The 17235-nt window shown below is 72.8% G+C and carries 18 protein-coding genes; 11 read left to right on the top strand and 7 right to left on the bottom strand.

The genetic code is table 11. The annotated features are described in order from the left end of the window. Nucleotides 1-10: 10 nt before the first annotated feature. The 5 genes from ACGFQ9_RS24080 to ACGFQ9_RS24060 form a co-directional block, all read right to left on the bottom strand. Nucleotides 11-1423 carry a flavin monoamine oxidase family protein gene (locus tag ACGFQ9_RS24080; protein ID WP_393576390.1) on the bottom strand — a complete coding sequence of 471 codons (1413 nt, stop codon included), beginning with the start codon at nucleotides 1421-1423 and terminating at the stop codon, nucleotides 11-13. A gap of 62 nt (nucleotides 1424-1485) precedes the next feature. Then, nucleotides 1486-5259 (bottom strand): protein kinase, encoded by a 3774-nt coding sequence (locus tag ACGFQ9_RS24075; protein ID WP_393576388.1) that lies wholly within the window; start codon nucleotides 5257-5259, stop codon nucleotides 1486-1488. 358 nt (nucleotides 5260-5617) lie between these two features. Continuing rightward, nucleotides 5618-6937, bottom strand: coding sequence for an adenosylmethionine--8-amino-7-oxononanoate transaminase (locus tag ACGFQ9_RS24070; RefSeq protein WP_393576543.1), 1320 nt, complete (start codon nucleotides 6935-6937; stop codon nucleotides 5618-5620). A 7-nt stretch (nucleotides 6938-6944) separates the two neighbouring features. Continuing rightward, the gene (locus ACGFQ9_RS24065; protein ID WP_393576387.1) at nucleotides 6945-7118 is read right to left on the bottom strand and encodes a hypothetical protein; all 174 of its coding nucleotides are present in this window, start codon (nucleotides 7116-7118) and stop codon (nucleotides 6945-6947) included. Beyond that, nucleotides 7115-7780 carry a TetR/AcrR family transcriptional regulator gene (locus ACGFQ9_RS24060; protein ID WP_393576385.1) on the bottom strand — a complete coding sequence of 222 codons (666 nt, stop codon included), beginning with the start codon at nucleotides 7778-7780 and terminating at the stop codon, nucleotides 7115-7117. Before ACGFQ9_RS24060 ends, ACGFQ9_RS24065 begins: the two co-directional genes overlap by 4 nt. A gap of 291 nt (nucleotides 7781-8071) precedes the next feature. On the opposite strand from ACGFQ9_RS24060, the gene ACGFQ9_RS24055 reads away from it, so the two are divergent. The 4 genes from ACGFQ9_RS24055 (at nucleotide 8072) to ACGFQ9_RS24040 (ending at nucleotide 11398) form a co-directional block, all read left to right on the top strand. Beyond that, complete coding sequence (locus ACGFQ9_RS24055) at nucleotides 8072-8590, top strand: hypothetical protein (protein ID WP_393576383.1); 519 nt, start codon at nucleotides 8072-8074, stop codon at nucleotides 8588-8590. Nucleotides 8591-8686: 96 nt separating this feature from the next. Further along, a complete protein-coding gene (locus tag ACGFQ9_RS24050) occupies nucleotides 8687-9532 on the top strand; it encodes a DUF4097 domain-containing protein (RefSeq protein WP_393576382.1) in 846 nt (281 codons plus the stop codon). Nucleotides 9533-9599: 67 nt separating this feature from the next. Further along, the gene (locus tag ACGFQ9_RS24045; protein ID WP_393576380.1) at nucleotides 9600-10610 is read left to right on the top strand and encodes an ATP-binding cassette domain-containing protein; all 1011 of its coding nucleotides are present in this window, start codon (nucleotides 9600-9602) and stop codon (nucleotides 10608-10610) included. Next, nucleotides 10607-11398 carry an ABC transporter permease gene (locus tag ACGFQ9_RS24040; RefSeq protein ID WP_393576379.1) on the top strand — a complete coding sequence of 264 codons (792 nt, stop codon included), beginning with the start codon at nucleotides 10607-10609 and terminating at the stop codon, nucleotides 11396-11398. The genes ACGFQ9_RS24045 and ACGFQ9_RS24040 overlap by 4 nt, the downstream gene beginning before the upstream one ends. 100 nt (nucleotides 11399-11498) lie before the next feature. On the opposite strand, the gene ACGFQ9_RS24035 is transcribed toward ACGFQ9_RS24040, so the two are convergent. Further along, nucleotides 11499-12641: an FAD-dependent monooxygenase gene (locus ACGFQ9_RS24035; protein WP_393576541.1), complete on the bottom strand. Its 1143-nt coding sequence runs from the start codon at nucleotides 12639-12641 to the stop codon at nucleotides 11499-11501. A gap of 82 nt (nucleotides 12642-12723) precedes the next feature. Between ACGFQ9_RS24035 and ACGFQ9_RS24030 the strand changes: the two genes are divergently transcribed. Genes ACGFQ9_RS24030 through ACGFQ9_RS24020 form a run of 3 tightly spaced genes read left to right on the top strand, consistent with a single transcriptional unit; the run spans nucleotide 12724 to nucleotide 13872 of the window. After that, nucleotides 12724-13299 (top strand): TetR/AcrR family transcriptional regulator, encoded by a 576-nt coding sequence (locus ACGFQ9_RS24030; RefSeq protein WP_393576377.1) that lies wholly within the window; start codon nucleotides 12724-12726, stop codon nucleotides 13297-13299. 54 nt (nucleotides 13300-13353) lie between these two features. Next, nucleotides 13354-13497, top strand: a complete 144-nt coding sequence (locus tag ACGFQ9_RS24025) for a hypothetical protein (RefSeq protein ID WP_393576375.1) — start codon at nucleotides 13354-13356, stop codon at nucleotides 13495-13497. A 9-nt stretch (nucleotides 13498-13506) separates the two neighbouring features. Next, nucleotides 13507-13872, top strand: coding sequence for an iron chaperone (locus tag ACGFQ9_RS24020; protein ID WP_393576374.1), 366 nt, complete (start codon nucleotides 13507-13509; stop codon nucleotides 13870-13872). 73 nt (nucleotides 13873-13945) lie between these two features. Here ACGFQ9_RS24020 and ACGFQ9_RS24015 read toward each other — a convergent pair whose 3' ends face one another. Beyond that, nucleotides 13946-14089, bottom strand: coding sequence for a hypothetical protein (locus ACGFQ9_RS24015; protein ID WP_393576372.1), 144 nt, complete (start codon nucleotides 14087-14089; stop codon nucleotides 13946-13948). Nucleotides 14090-14224: 135 nt separating this feature from the next. On the opposite strand from ACGFQ9_RS24015, the gene ACGFQ9_RS24010 reads away from it, so the two are divergent. From ACGFQ9_RS24010 to ACGFQ9_RS23995, 4 genes are all read left to right on the top strand, one after another. Continuing rightward, entirely contained in the window at nucleotides 14225-14662 is a 438-nt protein-coding gene (locus tag ACGFQ9_RS24010; protein WP_393576371.1) for an HIT family protein, read from the top strand. A gap of 131 nt (nucleotides 14663-14793) precedes the next feature. Further along, nucleotides 14794-15150, top strand: a complete 357-nt coding sequence (locus tag ACGFQ9_RS24005) for a YciI family protein (protein WP_393576370.1) — start codon at nucleotides 14794-14796, stop codon at nucleotides 15148-15150. Between the two features lie 148 nt (nucleotides 15151-15298). Continuing rightward, nucleotides 15299-16504, top strand: coding sequence for an RNA polymerase sigma factor (locus tag ACGFQ9_RS24000; protein ID WP_393576369.1), 1206 nt, complete (start codon nucleotides 15299-15301; stop codon nucleotides 16502-16504). Between the two features lie 143 nt (nucleotides 16505-16647). Further along, nucleotides 16648-17232: a DinB family protein gene (locus ACGFQ9_RS23995; RefSeq protein ID WP_393576368.1), complete on the top strand. Its 585-nt coding sequence runs from the start codon at nucleotides 16648-16650 to the stop codon at nucleotides 17230-17232. Nucleotides 17233-17235 lie beyond the last annotated feature (3 nt).

Genomic DNA, 17235 nt, shown 5'->3' with positions numbered 1-17235 from the left:
TGAGTGGGGATCAGGAGAGCGCCGCGAGGATCTCCTTCGCGACGCGGTGGCCGGACTCGGCGGCGCCGTCGATGTAGCCCGCCCACCTGGTGGCGGTTTCGGTGCCCGCCCAGTGCAGGGGGCCGACCGGCCCGCGCAGGGCCGGACCGAACCGGGTGAGGGCGCCGGGCACGGCGAACGCTCCGTAGCAGCCGCGGCTGTACTCCTCTTCCGCCCAGTCGCGTTCGATGTAGGCGAGGGGGTGGCGGGCCCGGGGGCCGAAGTAGCCGACGAGGTCGTCGATCACCCGGGCGCGGCGTTCGGCGGCGTCCAGGCGCGAGCCGGCGTCGGCGTGCCGGCCTTCGAGGAAGCCGACCAGCACGCCGGGCGGGCCGGACGAGCCGAGCGAGCCAGGCGAGCCGCCGTGGGGTGTGTTGTCGAGGACGGTGCCGAGGGCACGGTGGGTGCTGTTCGCCTGGCCGCTCAGGCCCGCGTCACGCCAGAACGGCTCCTCGTAGGCGACGTTGACCTTGATGACCCGGCCCATGGGCATCCGCTGGACGAGCTGGTCGCGGTCGCCGGGAAGTCCCGGAGTGAAGCGGATCCGGGCGGCGAGCGGCGGCGGAACCGCGACCACGGCCCTGCGGGCGCGCACCTCCGGGCCGCCGCGCGTGGTGACGCGGACGCCCGGGGCGCCCTGGACCCCCCGGGTCCGCCAGTCGATGCCGGTGACCGGCGCGTCGAGGACGACCCGGTCGCCGAGCTCTTCGGCCAGCCGCAGCGCGATGACCTGCGTCCCGCCGACCACGCGGTCCTGCTGTGCCCCGCCGACGACGTTGATCAGCCGGTCGATGCCGCCCGCCGCGCCGACGTAGAAGGCGGCCCACAGCGCCGACATGTCCTCGGGCCCCGCGGAGAACACGGCCTCGGTCACCAGCCGGAAGAAGGCCCGGCCGCCCTCGGTGTGCGCGGTCCGGCGCAGCCAGGTGTCGAAGGTCTGGGCGTCCAGTTCCCCGGAGCCGGGCGCCCGCCACGGATCGGTCGCGGCGACCCGGCGGGCGAGGCGGTCCAGGCGGTACTGGGCCTGCCCGATGTCGGCCAGCACCAGCGGGTTCAGCCTGGGGATCCGGCCGGTGTACCGCGACCGGGACGGCCCGACCTCGGCGATGTGCTCACCCTCGGCGTGGGTGGGATACGTACGCAGGCCCAGTTCCCCGATCAGCCGCAGCACGTGGTCCTGACCCGGGCCCACCCACTGTCCGCCCAGCTCGACGGTGGCGCCGCCGGGCAGCTCACCGTTGAGGAGCCGGCCACCGACCCGGTCGCGTGCCTCCAGCACCAGCACGTCCGCCCCGCTCCGCACCAGGTCGCGGGCGGCCACCAGGCCCGCGACCCCGGCTCCGACGACCACGACGTCCGCGGACTTCTCCGTCACGAGCACCATGCAGACAGAGTGCATCCGCGGGGAACCGCCGCGCGAGGGGTGCGTGCTGAACGGACGGCCCGTCAGCACACCTTCCGATAGGGCGTGCCGGGGATGTACGTGCGCCATTCCTCGGGGGTGATGTCGCGGCCCACCCGCTTGCAGACGGCGGCGGCCGCGTGTTCGGGCACCAGGTCGAAGGCCGCCGTGTGGCTGCCGCCCAGCGCGCGCAGGACCCCGTCCGGGCCGAACGCCAGCACGTCCAGGCGGCGGCCGCCGGTCGGCAGCGGACTGCCCAGGGCCAGCCGTGCGCCGGTGTCCCACATCTGCAGCCGGTCCCCGCTCGCGACGGCGGCCAGCAGGGTCCCGTCCTGGGAGAACACCGGCTCGTCCGCGTCGTCGACGATCTGGCTCTCGGGGCGCGGGGCGCTGCCGGGGACGTGCGCGATCCGGGTCCGGCCGGCACCGTCCCACAACTCGACGGATCCGGTGTCCCGGACCAGGGCCAGCAGACGGCCGTCGGGGGAGAAGGCCAGGGCGACGGCGGCGCCGGGTCCCCACGCCCCGTCCCGGACCGCGCCCGAGGCGAGGTCGAGCACCTGGCCCGTCGTCGTGGCGAACAGTGCTCCGTCCGGGCTGAACCGCCCGTACCCGGTGGTGTGCGGGAAACGGCGGATCTCCTTGCGCTGCTGGACGTCCCAGACCTGGATCGTGCCGCCCGAGCCGTCGCGTACGCCGCCGGGGACGACGTACGCGGAGACGTACCGCCCGTCGGGAGAGAGGGTGAGGCGGCGGACGGTGTCGTCAGCGGGTGTGAAGCGGTGGACTTCCCGGTTCTTCACGGTGTCCCACAGGACGATGTGCTGCGCTCCGTCCGGGGTGTAGTCGGTGAAGGCGAGCACCGTGCCGTCGTGGCTGAGGGCGTTGTAGACGTGCCGGGTCGGCAGCTCGCGCCACCGCTGGGGGACGGTCAGCAGGGTCTTGCCCGTCCGCAGGTCGACGAGGCGCTGCTGCATGTCCGTGAAGCCTTCGCGGACGACCGCCTTCGTCCCGTCGCCGGACGCGGCGGCCGTCACGGTCTCGCGGGCGGGTGCCGGCAGGTCCAGCACGGCCGAGAGGTCCACCCGCCGGACGAGGCTGTCGGAAGAGGAGAGGAGGACCAGGCTCTTGGTGGTCTCGTCCAGGGCGGCGCGGTCCCACCCGTCGCGCTTCTGCCGCTGGGAGAACGGCGGCAGGGACGCCAGGAGGCGGTTGCCGTCGGTGCGCCATATCTCCAGGTCGCCCCTCGGGGAGTAGCCGAACAGGTAGTTCCCCTTCGAGCTCAGGTGGACGTCCGTGAGGTCCAGGTACATGCTTCCGGTCCGGTTGCCCTTCGTGTCCCAGACGTCCGCGTACGTGTAGCGGTCCGGCCAGGGGACGCCCAGGGTGTTGGTCCCCTTGGGGGTCCCGTTCGCCAGGCGGGCGATCCTGCTTCCGTCGGGGCTGAAGACCGTCTCGCGGTCGCACGCGCCGTTGGCTGCCGTTGCGAGACCGATGGCACCGGACCCGTCGAGCCGCGACAGTCCCAAGCCCGCGGAATCGCACGTCACCTGGTGGACCCCGTCGGGGGACACGGCCCCCCGAGCAGTGGTGACCGGCTTCCCGGACGGGTCCAGGACCCGCCCGCGGCCGGTGTCGGAGCCACTGTCCACGACATGGCCCCGGTTGGTGAGGCGGACGGAGTACGAGCTGACCTGGTCGATCGGGAAGGACGCCGCCAGCGCCTTTCCGGTCGCGATCTCGACGACCTCCGCGCGGCCGCCGGCCGCCTTGCGGAGGACGAGGCGGCCGTCAGGGCTGATCACGGGCCCTCCGGCTTCTCCCCACAGGAGGTCGCCGGAAAGGGGCCGGGCGGTCCGTCCGGGGCCCGCCGGGGAGGCGAGGTCCGTGAAGGTGACCGCGACCGGCGTGTAGACGACCACGCCGCTGCCCGTCTCGGTCAGTGCCGTCCCCGATTGCTGCCCGGAGTCCAGCCGCGGCAGGGCCAACGTCTCGGACTCCAGCTGGGTCAGCGACGCGTACAGCGCACCCCGGGATTCGGGAACGGGGGCGATGCGATAGGCGGCGAGGCCCAGCAGCCTGGCCGTGTCGGGCTCCTGGCCGCGCAGGCTGTCCGCCGTCTGGGCCACCGTACGGGCCTTGGCCTCCGCCTGGCGGCGCTCCGCCTCGGCGGCACGGAGGCCGGCTTCGCGGTTCTGCAGGTACGCGACCGCGCCCGCGAGGAGGGCGAGCACGGTGGCGGCGGCCAGGCCGGCCCGCAGCCGGCGGCGGCGGCGGACGCCGCGCGCGGCCTCGGCCCGGGCGGCCGACAGGAACTCGAGCTCGGCGGGGCTGGGGCGGAGGTACGCCGGCGCCGTGGAGAACGACTCCAGCAGGACGCGGAGTTCGGATCCGGTGAGCAGGTCCTCGGGGCGCCTTCCGTGGGCGGCCCACCGGTGGGTCGTGGCCGTGAGGCGCTGCCGGTGGGTGATGAGGGTGCGGTCGGCGGCGGTCCAGGCGCTGAGCCGCTGCCAGGCGGGCAGGAGGGCCGTACTCACCGGGCGCAGCGCGCCGTCGGGTTCGACGAGGAGGACCCCGGCCTCGGCGAGGGCGTGGGCGGCGCGGGTCACCGCGTGCTGCTCCGCTTCCGTCCGGCCGGCGAGGAGTTCCGTCCGCGTGGCGGTACGGACGGTGTCCTGTGAGCCGTCGAGCGCGCCGCCGGGCACGGTGAGGCGCAGCAGGAGCTCGCGGGCGGCGAGCTGTGCGTCGGGCGCGAGGGCGGCGTAGGCGGCCTCGGCCCGGTCGCCCAGCGGCGGCACCGCCTCGGACGCGGGCACGAGGGGAGCTTCGTCGGCCTGGAGGACACCGGCCCGGAGGAGGTCCAGGCCGGCCTCGCTGTCGAGGTTGTCGGGATTGGCGGGATTGGCGGGGTCCCCGGGCTCGTTGTGGCGGTCGGGGGTCCCTTGCGCGCCTCCGGGGCCACCGGAGTCCGCGGGCCCCGTGGCGTTCCCCGGAGGTGCGGAACGGGCGGGCGCGGGGGTCGCGGCGGCTATGAGCCCCGTCAGGAGGTCGTGGGCACCGGGCCGCAGCTCCGGTTCCTTGGCGAGTGCGGCAGCTATGAGAGGACGCAGGCGGGGCGGGAGCGGGGAGAGGTCCGGATCGACCGACGTGGTGCGGTAGACGACCTCCGGCACGGTCTCCCCGCGGAACGGTTCGGTCCCGGTGGCGGCGTACAGCACCACCGCGCCCCAGGCGAAGACGTCCGAAGCGGCAGAGGCCCCGCGGCCGGAGAGGACCTCGGGGGCCATGTACCCGAAGGTGCCCATGATCGCGCCGCCCACGGTCACCGACATGTCCGGGGCCCGTGCGATGCCGAAGTCGATGATGCGCGGGCCGTCGGGGCCGAGCAGGACGTTGCCCGGTTTCAGGTCGCGGTGGACCACTCCCGCGGCATGGATGGCGACGAGGGCCGTCGCCGCACCCGTGGCCAGGCGGAGCACGGCGTCCCGGGCCAGCGGCCCGGACGCCCGTACCTCCGCTGCCAGGGTGGGGCCGGGTACGTACTCGCTGACCAGGTACGGCGTGTCCCCGTCGACGGCCGCGTCGAGCACGCGCGCCGTGCAGAAGGCGGCCACGCGCCGGGCTGCCCTCGCCTCCCTGGCGAACCAGGTGCGCACGACCGGATCCGCGTCACGGTGGAGGGCCTTGAGCGCGACGCGCGTCCCCCGGGCGTCGTACGCCTCGTACACCACTCCCTGGGCACCGGCGCCGAGACGCGCGGCCAGCCAGTACGCACCGATCCGTTCGGGGTCGTCGGGCAGCAACGGTGATCCGCTCACGTGACGTGCTCCCCCCCCCCCCCGGCCTCCGGGCGGCCCCGGCACGGCATGCCGGAACACCGGCGCACCACCCGGGGCGCGGCGCCGGCCGGATCATGCTGGCCCATGAATCTGATATTCCGCCAGATCACGCCGGGGCGGCTTGCTGCCGGCCGGCGGGCCGCGTCACGCGTTCCGGTGCGGCGCCGGTTGCTGCGGCGGCCGGTGCCGGCGCCCCGGGGCTTCGGGCGCGTCGGCCGGTACGTGCTGTCCTGGCAGGCCCGTTCGTCCGACTCCACCGCCCACTGCCACAGGCCCGTCGCCCACCATCCCGTGAAGAGACCGGTGCATGCCGCGCCCGCGATTCTGTGGAGTCCGTTCATGAGCTCGCCGTGGCGGCCGAGCACACGGCCGCGCAGATCCCGGCGATGTCGGCGTCCGTGGTGATGTAGGGCGGCATCGTGTACAGCAGGTCGCCGAACGGGCGCAGCCACACCCCATGGCGGACGGCCGCCCGCGTCGCGGCGGTCATCGCGGCCGCGTCGAGGCGGTGGTCCAGCTGGACGACTCCGATGGCACCGAGGACCCGTACGTCCCTTACGCCGGGCAGGTCGGCCGCCGGGGCGAGTCCGTCGCGGAGCCCGGTCTCGATGCGCTTGACCTCGTGCCGCCAGTCCTGTGTGAGCAGCAGTTCGAGGGAGGCGTTCGCCACCGCCGCGGCGAGGGGGTTGGCCATGAAGGTCGGTCCGTGGGCCAGTACGGGGACCTCGCCGCGCGCGATCCCCTCGGCGATCCGCGAGGTGCACAGGGTCGCCGCCATGGTGAGGTATCCGCCGGTCAGGGCCTTGCCGACGCACATGATGTCGGGCGCCACACCTGCGTGTTCCGCAGCGAACAGCTCGCCGGTCCGGCCGAAGCCCGTGGCGATCTCGTCGAAGACGAGCAGGACGCCGTGTTCGTCGCACGCCTCCCGCAGCATCGTCAGGTGGGCCGGGGAGTGGAAGCGCATGCCGCCCGCGTTCTGCACCACCGGCTCGACGATCACGGCGGCCAGCTCGTGGGCGTGCCGGGCGATCAGTTCTCGTACGTGGGCGGCGTACGCGGGGTCCGGTCCGGCGTCGAAGCCGGCGGGCGGTGCCTCGGCGAAGACCTGCCGGGGCAGGGCGCCGGACCAGAGGGCGTGCATGCCGCCGTCCGGGTCGCACACCGACATCGGCTGCCAGGTGTCTCCGTGGTAGCCGCCGCGCCAGGTGAACAGCCGCCGCTTGGCCGGCCGGCCGGCGGAGCGCCAGTACTGCAGGCACATCTTGATCGCGACCTCGACCGCGACCGAGCCGGAGTCCGCGAAGAAGACGTGCCGGAGCGGCTGCGGTGTGATCTCCACCAGCCGGGTGGCCAGTCGGACCGCGGGCTCGTGGGTGAGCCCGCCGAACATCACGTGACTCATCCGTTCCAGCTGGGCGTGGGCAGCCGCGTTGAGGACCGGGTGGTTGTATCCGTGGATCGCCGACCACCAGGAGGACATTCCGTCGATCAGCTCGTGGACCTCGCCGATCGGTTCGGCGAGCCGGAGGCGGACTCCGGCGGCGGAGGTGATGACCAGTGGATCGGCGTGACCCGGCATCGGGCTGTAGGGGTGCCACACGTGCTGCCGGTCGAGGTCCAGCAGGCGGCGGGTGCCGAGCGCGGGTAACTGCATCACGAACTCACGAACTCCTCGGGTCGGTGGCCGGACGCGGCGGGCGGTGCCGGGCTTCCGGGTACGGGATGGAGCGGGTGCGCAGGAACACCTGGCGCAGCATCTCGGAGGTGTCGTAGTCGGTGTCCGGGGCGGCAGCGTGGTCGCGGTCGTCCGGGGCGGGGTCGGGGTCGGGGTTCATGTGGCTGCCGGGCCCAGGTGTGCGTCCAGCGCCGCCGCGATGATCCGGTCGAGCGGATCGCCCTGCGGCGCGCCGGCCGGTTCCGAGGCTTCGAGGGCGAGTTGCAGGCTGCCCCATGCCCACAGCTGAGCGGTGCCGTGGAGGTTCGCCCACAGCGCCGCGGCCGTCACCGCCGGGTGCGGGGGCGCGTCCGGCCCGACGGGCCGCTGGGCGGCGTCCTGTTCCGCCCTGCACTCGGCGACGAGCGTGACCATGCGCTCGAACAGCGGGATCGTCGACGCCCGCAGCTGTCGCTCGCCCCCCGCGTGCCGGTCGCTGTCGAGCAGATCGTGCCGGAACATGAGCTCGAACATGCCGCGGCGCTCCAGCGCGTACCCGACGTAGACCCGCGCGATGGCCCGCAGCCGGTCCCGCGGCGATGCCTCGCCGGCCAGGGCGGCCCCGACCCGGGCCGCGAGGTCCTCGAAGCCGCGCCGGGCGATGGCCGACAACAGGGCGTGGTGCGTGGGGAAGTACCGGCGCGGCGCCCCGTGCGAAACCCCTGCCCTGCGGGCGATCTCGCGGAGCCCCACCGACGCGGAACCCTCGGCCAGGACGAGATCCACTCCGACGTCGATCAGCCGCTCCCTCAGGGAACCCTCACGTGCGTCCTCACTGTCCATAGACACTGTCTACCAGAACACATAGACAGTGTCTACTAACGACTCACCCACCGGGGGGTGCGGGCGATGCGCGTGGCGTCTCACGTGACACCGGGTGGCGCTGGCTGGCGCCACCCGGCGTCAGGTGACGCCAACCCATGCACTCCGGAGCGGATGGGCAGGCCCGGCGCTGCGGTGACTCAGGCCATCGGTCGCACGTTTACGCAGGTCACGACCGGCCCGGCGTCAGTTTCACCCCCAAGGCGCCACACAGGCTTGCGCTTGGCGCCATAGTGGTGCCATCATGACGTCATGGACCTCACCCCGTACGTCGACACCCTCCGCCGCGAACTCGCGGTGGCCGCCGAAGCCGGTGGGGACGACGCTCGCGAGCTGGCCGAGCGGCTCACCGCTCCCCTGGAGTCGGCGACCCGGCTGACCATGCTCAGCGCGCTCTCGGCCGCGATGGACGAGATCACCAGGGAACTCGCCCCCGGTTCGATCGACGTGCGACTGCGCGGCCTGGACCCGGAGTTCGTGGTGGCGCTGCCGCCCGCCTCCACCGGCACCCCCGCGGAGCCGGCCGCGCCCGTCGAACCGTTCACGAGTCCGGCACCGGCCGACGGCGAAGAGGGCGGCACCGTCCGCGTCAACCTGCGCCTGCCGGCCCACCTCAAGGCCCGTGCCGAGGAGGCCGCGAGCCGCGACGGCCTGTCGGTCAACGCCTGGCTGGTCCGGGCCGCGTCGGCCGCGGTCGACAGCGGCTCCCCGCCGCACGCGACGGACAGGATCAGAACCATCGGACCGAGCACCACCGGCTGGGCACGCTAGCCGAGCCCCCGCAGAGCCAGCCGCAACCACACCACTTCACCCACACCACGTCCCATCAGCCGGGACGACCTGAAGATCCAAGAGGACGGGACAGCCATGCCTTCTTTCGACACTCCGGAAGCCATCTCGGCCGTGGCGCACGTGGAAGCCGGTTCCATCCGGTTCATCGCGAGCGACCGCCTCGACACCGTCGTCGAGGTTCGGCCCCGCGACCCGGAGAAGGACCAGGACGTGCGCGCGGCCGACCGTGCCGAGGTCACGTACGCGAGCGGCGTACTGACCGTCAAGACTCCCAAGCAGCGCAACTCGCTCCGCCGCCCGGGCACGGTCGACGTCACCGTCGAGCTGCCCACGGGCTCGGACATCGACACGACCGGTTCCTGGACCCAGGTGCTCGGTGAGGGCCGGCTCGGCGAGGTCCGCGTGAAGACCTCCGCCGGCGACGTCCGCCTCGACGCGACCGGGCCGCTGCGGCTGACGGCGTCACACGGGTCGATCACCGTGGACCGGGTCGAAGGCGCGGCCGAGATCACCACCAGCTCCGGCAGCATGCGCGTGGGCCAGGTGGACGGCCCGGCCGTCCTGAAGAACTCGCACGGCACCACGACCGTCGGCGCCGCGACCGGCGACCTGCGGGTGAGCGGCGCCAACGGGGACATCGAGATCCGGCGCGCCGAGGGCTCCGTCATCGCCACCACCGCCCACGGCACCCTGCGCGTGGGCGAGGCGGCCCGCGGCAGCGTCCGGCTGGAGACCTCCTACGGATCCATCGAGGTGGGCATCCGCCAGGGCACGGCCGCCTGGCTCGACGTCAGCTCCGGCTCCGGCCAGGTGCGCAACATGCTCGCCGCCTCCGAGGCTCCGGAGAAGACCGAAGACACCGTCAAGATCCACGCCCGCACCCGGCACGGCAACATCGACATCCTCCGCGCCAAGGCCTGACCTGCGGAAGAACCGGCTTCAACCCACCTTCTCCCCCAGTCACTTCAGCCTTCGAACGGAGGACCCCATGCCAATTTCTGTCATGCCCACATCAGGATCGGGGGACGGTCACCGCCCTGCTCCGGCCGCCGTTTCCGCCATCGGCCTGCGCAAGTCCTACGGCGACAAGACCGTCCTCGACGGGATCGACCTGCAGATCCCGGCCGGGTCCGTGTTCGCCCTGCTCGGCCCGAACGGTGCCGGCAAGACCACCGCCGTCAAGATCCTCTCCACCCTCATCACCGCCGACGGCGGACAGGCTCAGGTAGCGGGCCACGACCTCGCCACCGACCCCCGGGCCATCCGCGCCGCGATCGGCGTCACCGGCCAGTTCTCCGCCGTCGACGGCCTGATCACCGGCGAGGAGAACATGCTCCTCATGGCCGACCTCCACTGCCTCCCCAAGCGCGAAGGCCGGCGCATCGCCACCGAACTCCTCCACCGCTTCGACCTCACCGAAGCAGCCGGGAAACCCGCCTCCACCTACTCCGGCGGCATGAAGCGACGCCTCGACATCGCCATGACCCTCGTCGGCAACCCCCGCATCATCTTCCTCGACGAACCCACCACCGGACTCGACCCCCGCTCCCGCCACACCATGTGGCAGATCATCCGCGAACTCGTCACCGGCGGCGTCACCGTCTTCCTCACCACCCAGTACCTCGAAGAGGCCGACGAACTCGCCGACCGCATCGCCGTCCTCAACAACGGCCGGATCGCCGCCGAAGGCACCCCCCGCGAACTCAAACAACTCGTCCCCGGCGGCCACGTCCGCCTCCGCTTCACCGACCCCACCGCCTACCGGAGTGCCGCCTCCGCCCTGCCCGAAACCGCACGGGACGACGACGCTCTCACCCTCCGGATCCCCAGCGACGGCACCCAGCGCGAACTCCGCACCATCCTCGACCACCTCGACTCCGCCGGCATCGAAGCCGACGAACTCACCGTCCACACCCCCGACCTCGACGATGTCTTCTTCGCCCTCACCGGCACTGGCATCCCCAAGCAGCCGAACAGCACCCAGGAGGCCCTCCGATGAGCACCCTCCCCCTCGCCGTCCGCAACTCCTCCACCATGCTGCGCCGCAACCTCCTGCACGCCCGGCGCTACCCCTCCCTCACCCTCAACCTGCTCCTCACCCCCGTCGTCCTCCTGCTGCTCTTCGTCTACGTCTTCGGTGACGTGATGAGCGCCGGCATCGCAGGCAGCGGAGCCGACCGCGCCGACTACATCGCCTACCTCGTACCGGGCATCCTGCTCATGACCATCGGCGGCACCACCGTCGGCACCGCCGTCTCCGTCTCCAACGACATGACCGAAGGCATCATCGCCCGCTTCCGCACCATGCCCATCCACCGCGGCTCAGTGATCACCGGACACGTCATCGGCAGCGTCCTCCAAGCCGTCATGAGCGTCGTCCTCGTCGGCGCCGTCGCCCTCGCCATCGGCTTCCGCTCCACCGACGCCACGGCCCTGGAATGGCTCGCGGCCTTCGGACTGCTCGTGCTCTTCGCCACCGCGCTCACCTGGATCGCCGTCGGAATGGGCCTGATCAGCCCCAACGCCGAAGCGGCCAGCAACAACGCACTGCCGCTGATCTTCCTGCCGCTCATCTCCAGCGCCTTCGTCCCCATCGACGCGATGCCGGGCTGGTTCCAGCCCATCGCCGAGTACCAGCCCTTCACCCCCGCCATCGAGACCCTGCGCGGACTGCTCCTCGGCACCGAGACCGGCCACAACGGCTGGCTCGCGGTCGCCTGGTGCCTGGCCCTCACGGTCCTCGGCTACCTCTGGTCGAAGGCGGTGTTCGACCGCGACCCGAGGTGACCGCGCGGGGAACGCCCGACGGACCGACACCGCCCGCCACACCACCCTCCACACCGCCCGGCACACCGTCCGCCACACCGCCCGCCCTGTCCGCCCGCCGTCACACCGCCCGGGCGGGCAGGGCGGGCGGTGTCCAGTCCGCGTGGCGCAGGATGGCCCGGATCGTGGCCGCGGACGGGGCCGTGCGCAGGGCCAGGTTGCGCAGGTACACCGCGGCCGGGTGGCTCAGCCCGTGGCCCAGCCGGCCGGCCTGGCGGGCGGCACGGGCCACGCTCTGCGCGCGGGGCCGGCGTACGGCGTCGTAGCGGGCCAGGGACGTCTCCACGTCCGGGCCGGCGGCCAGTTCCGCGGCCAGCGTGACCGCGTCCTCCAGGGCCTGACAGGCGCCCTGGCCGAGGTTCGGGGTCATCGCGTGCGCGGCGTCCCCGAGGAGGGCCACCCTCCCGGCGGCGAAGGACGGCAGCGGGGTGGCCAGTTCGTGGACGTCGTGGTGCAGGACGTCCTCGGGGCGGGTCGCCGCCAGCAGCCGCCCGACACGCTCGTGCCAGCCCCCGAAGCGGCGGCTCAGCGCGGCCAGCGGGTCCGGGTGGCGTATGCCGGCGGGGGCCGCCAGGACGGCGTGCCACTCCGCGCGGCCGTCGGTGAAGGCGATGTGGCCGAACTCGGCGCCCGGCCCCCAGGTCAGCTCGAAGTCGGTGTCCAGGGGCAGCGGTCCGGCGGTGATGGCGCGCAGGACCGTGGAGCCGCTGTACACCGGCCCGGGGTGACCGGGAAAGAGTCGCGTGCGCACGGTGCTGCGGATGCCGTCCGCGGCGACCACCACGTCGGCCGCGGCGAGGGCCGTGTCCAGCGATCCGGTCACGCCCGTGCGCAGGGCGGCCGGCGGCAGGGCCGCCCGCAGCAGGCGGTGGAGTTCGGCGCGCGGGATGCCGGTCATGGGGATGCCCAGGGCGCGCTCCAGGGCGATGCCGTCCATCCGGGACAGCCACCGTCCGCCGGGGGTGCGGGTGCCGCCGGTGTACTGGCGGCGGGCTGCGGCGCGTACGGCTCCGCCGACGCCGAGGACGTCGAGGGCGCGGATGCCGTTGGCGGCGAGCGAGATGCCGGCGCCCGCGTCGTGGAGGGCATCGGAGCGTTCGAGGACGGTCACCTCCCAGCCCGTGCGGTGCAGGCCGATCGCGGCCGCCAGACCGCCTATGCCCCCGCCGATCACCAGCGCCGTACCCCTGCCCTTGCCGTTCATGGCCACCCCCGCCTTCTTTCTACATCTGTAGAAACCGTGGGGTGCAGCCTAGCCGGATCTTCTACAGGTGTAGAAAAGGGGGGTGAGTGAGGAACGACGCACCGCCCTGGCCGACGCCGCCATCCGGACCCTGGCCGAGCTCGGCATGCGCGGGCTGACCCACCGGGCCGTGGACCGTACGGCCGGACTGCCGCCGGGCACCACCTCGGCCTACTTCCGGACCCGCGCCGCGTTGCTGACCGCCCTGGTGCGCCGGCTCGTCGCGCGGGACCAGGCCGAGCTCCAGGCGGCGGGCGAACGACTCCCGCTGCCGCGTACGGCGGCGGAACTCACCGACTGCTTCGCCGAGCTGGCGCGGGCCCGCCTTTCCGGCGAGGGCCGGCTGCGTTCGCTGGCCCGCTACGCCTGCGCGCTGGAGAGCGTCCGGGACCCGGAGCTGCGCGAGATCCTGGCCCCCCACGAGAACGCGGGGCGGCAAGGAGTGAGGGCCTTCCTGACGGCCCACGGCGCCCCCGACCCGGACGGGCGCACGGACACCCTCCTGGCCTGCGTGGACGGCCTGGTCCTCAACCACCTCCTCGCGGGCACCCCCGTCCCCCGGGAGTCCCTGGAAGGCCTCGTCGCCGCCGCGCTGCGGCCGGGGGCCGGCGGCCCCTGACCCGCCCGTGCCGCCCGTGCCGCCCGTGCCGCCCGTGGCCGTGGGCCTGCTCCAGTGCTCGCCGAACGCATCCACCGCAGCCGGCTCCCCGGCCTGGGCACCGCGGCCTTCGCCGTCAGCCTCCTCGCCCTCACCTGGGCCTCGGCCGGGCCCGGCCAAGCCGTGTTCGAAGAGATCGGCATCGCCGGGCCGGAATAGGCTCACCGCATGGTGCAGAGCAGTGCGGAAGACGTCGACGGGTATCTGGCCGAGGCTCCGGCGGAGCGCAGGGATGCCCTGACCAGGCTGCGGCAGTTGTGCCGGGCCGAGCTCAAGGGGTTCGACGAGGTCATGGCGTACGGCATGCCCGTCTACGCGCGGCAGGGCGCCGCCGAGATCGCCTTCGCGAGCCAGAAGCAGTACATCTCCTTCTACCTCATGCGGAGCGATGTCCGGGAGGCGTTCGAGGAACGGTTGAGCGGGCGGGACATGGGCAAAGGCTGTCTGCGGTTCCGCAAGCCGGGGGACGTCGATTTCGATCTGGTGCGAGACCTGCTGAGGGCTGTTGCGGCTGCCCCAGGCAAGATCTGCTGACGGCAGGGCGCACCGGGGCCTGGACCGGTTCCGTGAAACGATCTCCGGCTCGTCCTTCCACGTGCCGGCCGGGTCAGGTGATGGCGGCGGCCAGGACCACGGAGACAACGGCTATGGCCACCGCGGCGAAGAGCGCCGCGGCGACCCCCAGGATCACGATGCCGGCCCGCTCCACGCCGCGACGGTGGTCGGCCGGCTTCCATTCGTACTGATGCATGGGTCGAGCCTGTCCCGGACGCCGCGCCGCCACATGAGTACGCGTACTCACCCCGCCCGCCCCAACACCGCCTGGAACCGGACGTTTTCGGCCGCGGACCTGCCCCCGGAGCAGCGGCCCGTGCATCATGGCGCCGTGCAGAACAACGAGTGCATTTTCTGCAGGATCGCCCGCGGGGAAGCCGAGGCGAGCGTCGTCTTCGAGGACGACCACGTCATCGCGTTCATGGACCTCCGACCGGTCACCCCGGGCCACCTGCTGGTGATCCCGAAAAAGCACGCCGTCGGCCTGGAGGACCTCCCGGACGACCTCGGCCGGCAGGTGTGGACCGCCGCGCACCGCCTCGGGCGCGCACTGCGGCTGACCGGTCTCCGCTGCGAAGGGGTCAACCTGTTCCTGGCGGACGGCGAGGCGGCCTTCCAGGAGGTCTTCCACTTCCACCTCCACGTCATCCCGCGCTTCAAGGGAGACCCCTTCCGCATCCACACGGACCAGCGGGTGCACGAGCGCACACAGCTCGACGCCACCGCGGAGGCCGTTCGCCGCGGCCTGGTCGCCCTTACTCGTCAGTAGCGACGTGTCGTCCCACCCCTCCGGAAAATTCTCCGAAGAATCTTGACCGGAACTGTCGATCCGGGCGTCTCCCGTTCGACGCAGGGGTGAGAGGCAGGGAAAGCCCCCGCCCTCCCGACCGAGGAGTCACCATGCCGCGCTTCCTGACGATGATCCGCATCAACGAGCAGAACCTGCCTCCCGAGGCGTTCCCGCCGGAGTTCGAGCAGCGCATGGGCGCCCTGTTCGAGGAGATCACCAAGGCCGGGGTCATGCTCGACACCGCCGGGCTGCTCCCCACTGCCGAGGGGACCCGACTCACCTGGTCCGGCGGCAAGATCAGCTACACCGACGGCCCCTTCACGGAAACCAAGGAGGTCGTCGGCGGCTACTCCCTCACCCAGTGCAAGGACAAGGCGGAAGCCATCGAGTGGACCCGCCGGTTCCTCGAGATCCACCCGTCGGAGTGGCAGGTCAGCGCCGAGGTGCGGGAGATCCAGGAGATGTAGCCGCGTCCGGCCGGGCCGCGTTTGCCCTGCCCCGTCACGCCTGCTCTGATGGGTCGTCGTGACGGCAGGGAACGCGGCCGGGCCGGCCGGAACGGCCCAGACAGCGCAGACAGCGCAGACAGCGCACACGGCCCAGACGGTCGAGGCGGTGTACAGGATCGAGTCGGCGCGCATCATCGCGGGTGTCACCCGGATCGTCCGGGACGTCGGCATCGCCGAGGAACTCGCACAGGACGCCCTCGTCGCCGCGCTCGAACAATGGCCCGGGTCCGGCATCCCCGACCGCCCGGGTGCCTGGCTCATGGCCACGGCCAAGCACCGCGCGATCGACCTCGTACGCCGCCGGGAGACGTACGCCCGCAAGCTGGCGGAGGTCGGCCGGACCCTGGAGGACGTTCCGCCCCCCGCCGAACCGGCGGACCCGCAGGACATCGACGACGACCTGCTGCGGCTGATCTTCACCGCCTGCCATCCCGTCCTGTCCACCGAGGCCCGGGTGGCGCTCACCCTGCGCCTGATGGGCGGCCTGACGACACAGGAGATCGCCCGGGCCTTCCTCGTCACCGAGCCGACCGTGGCCCAGCGCATCACCCGGGCGAAACGGGCCCTGGCCGCCGCGGCCGTACCCTTCGAAGTCCCCTACGGCGCCGACCGCGAGGCCCGCCTCGCCTCGGTCCTCGAGGTCATCTACCTGATCTTCAACGAGGGCTACGCGGCCACCTCGGGCGAGGACCTGCTGCGCCCCGCCCTGTGCGAGGACGCGCTGCGGCTCGCCCGGGTGCTGGCCGGGCTCATGCCCGCGGAAGGGGAGGTGCACGGTCTCGCCGCGCTGCTGGAGTTCCAGGCCTCCAGGACGGCCGCCCGGACCGGGCCCGACGGGGAACCGGTCCTGCTCGCGGACCAGAACCGGACCCGGTGGAACCGGCTGCTGATCCGCCGCGGCGTCGAGGCCCTGCGTCACGCGGGCACCGGCCCGTACTCCGTCCAGGCCGCCATCGCCGCCTGCCACGCGGCGGCCGTCCGCTACGAGGACACCGACTGGGCCACGATCGCCGCCCTGTACGGACGCCTCGTACTGCTCGTGCCGTCCCCGGTGGTGGAGCTCAACCGGGCCGTGGCGGTCTCGATGGCGGAGGGACCGGAAGCGGCTCTGCCGCTGGTCGACGCCCTCACGGAGGAACCGTCGCTGCGCTCCTACCACCTGCTGCCGAGCGTCCGGGGCGACCTGCTGGAGCGGCTCGGCCGCCCGGCGGAGGCGCGCCTGGAGTTCGAACGGGCGGCCGGCCTGACCCGGAACGAACAGGAACGCACCCTCCTCCGCAACCGCGCGTCCCGCCTCCAGGGCCGGCCGTGAAGGTGACTGACCCTGCTGTCATGTTCGGGTGACGTCCTTCGAGGTACGGGCACAGGTGCCGGCCAGGCCTCGGCTCTGCCGGTCGTTGCGGACCACGTAGGCGATCTTGAGACCACGAGCAGCCCGTGGCAGGCTCATGCCGCATGATCGATGAGTTCGCGAAGGACAACCTGCACGGGAGACTGCGGCGGGACCGCGAGGCGCTGCTCTGGAAACTCGACGGCTTGTCCGAATACGACGCCCGCCGACCTCTGACCGCGACCGGGACCAACCTCCTCGGCCTGGTCAAACACGTGGCCACCGTCGAGGCCAGGTACTTCGGCGAGGTCTTCGACCGCCCTTCCCCGGTACCTCTTCCCCGCTGGCAGGACTCCGACGGCAGCGATCTGTGGGCAACCGAGGACGAGACCCGCGATCAGATCATCGAGTTTTACCGTCGCACGTGGGAGCACTCGGACGCGACGATCAACGAGCTTCCCCTCGACGCCCCCGGCCACGTCCCGTGGTGGCCGGAGCCTCATCCCAACACGAACCTGTTCGCCGTCATGGTCCATGTCCTCGGCGAGTCCATCCGGCATGCCGGGCACGCCGACATCCTGCGCGAGGGCCTCGACGGCCGGACCGGGGTGCGCGCCGAACACGAGCGGCAGATCGACGAGGAAGCCCGTGCAGCCCACTGCGCGAGGATCGAGCAGGCCGCCAGGTCGGCCGCACCGTGTACGCGCTGACCA

Origin of the sequence: Streptomyces sp. NPDC048603 (assembly GCF_043199475.1) — a bacterium.
Classification (GTDB): Bacteria; Actinomycetota; Actinomycetes; order Streptomycetales; family Streptomycetaceae; genus Streptomyces.
This window is presented reverse-complemented; position numbering and strand designations above follow the sequence as displayed.

What these genes read in the sequence shown, in the direction of transcription:
- ACGFQ9_RS24080 (WP_393576390.1), bottom strand. Translation starts at nt 1,423, where the DNA reads ATGGTGCTCGTGACGGAGAAGTCCGCGGACGTCGTGGTCGTCGGAGCC.
- ACGFQ9_RS24070 (WP_393576543.1), bottom strand. Translation starts at nt 6,937, where the DNA reads ATGCAGTTACCCGCGCTCGGCACCCGCCGCCTGCTGGACCTCGACCGG.
- ACGFQ9_RS24065 (WP_393576387.1), bottom strand. Translation starts at nt 7,118, where the DNA reads ATGAACCCCGACCCCGACCCCGCCCCGGACGACCGCGACCACGCTGCC.
- ACGFQ9_RS24060 (WP_393576385.1), bottom strand. Translation starts at nt 7,780, where the DNA reads ATGGACAGTGAGGACGCACGTGAGGGTTCCCTGAGGGAGCGGCTGATC.
- ACGFQ9_RS24055 (WP_393576383.1), top strand. Translation starts at nt 8,072, where the DNA reads ATGGACCTCACCCCGTACGTCGACACCCTCCGCCGCGAACTCGCGGTG.
- ACGFQ9_RS24050 (WP_393576382.1), top strand. Translation starts at nt 8,687, where the DNA reads ATGCCTTCTTTCGACACTCCGGAAGCCATCTCGGCCGTGGCGCACGTG.
- ACGFQ9_RS24045 (WP_393576380.1), top strand. Translation starts at nt 9,600, where the DNA reads ATGCCAATTTCTGTCATGCCCACATCAGGATCGGGGGACGGTCACCGC.
- ACGFQ9_RS24040 (WP_393576379.1), top strand. Translation starts at nt 10,607, where the DNA reads ATGAGCACCCTCCCCCTCGCCGTCCGCAACTCCTCCACCATGCTGCGC.
- ACGFQ9_RS24035 (WP_393576541.1), bottom strand. Translation starts at nt 12,641, where the DNA reads ATGAACGGCAAGGGCAGGGGTACGGCGCTGGTGATCGGCGGGGGCATA.
- ACGFQ9_RS24020 (WP_393576374.1), top strand. Translation starts at nt 13,507, where the DNA reads ATGGTGCAGAGCAGTGCGGAAGACGTCGACGGGTATCTGGCCGAGGCT.
- ACGFQ9_RS24015 (WP_393576372.1), bottom strand. Translation starts at nt 14,089, where the DNA reads ATGCATCAGTACGAATGGAAGCCGGCCGACCACCGTCGCGGCGTGGAG.
- ACGFQ9_RS24005 (WP_393576370.1), top strand. Translation starts at nt 14,794, where the DNA reads ATGCCGCGCTTCCTGACGATGATCCGCATCAACGAGCAGAACCTGCCT.
- ACGFQ9_RS23995 (WP_393576368.1), top strand. Translation starts at nt 16,648, where the DNA reads ATGATCGATGAGTTCGCGAAGGACAACCTGCACGGGAGACTGCGGCGG.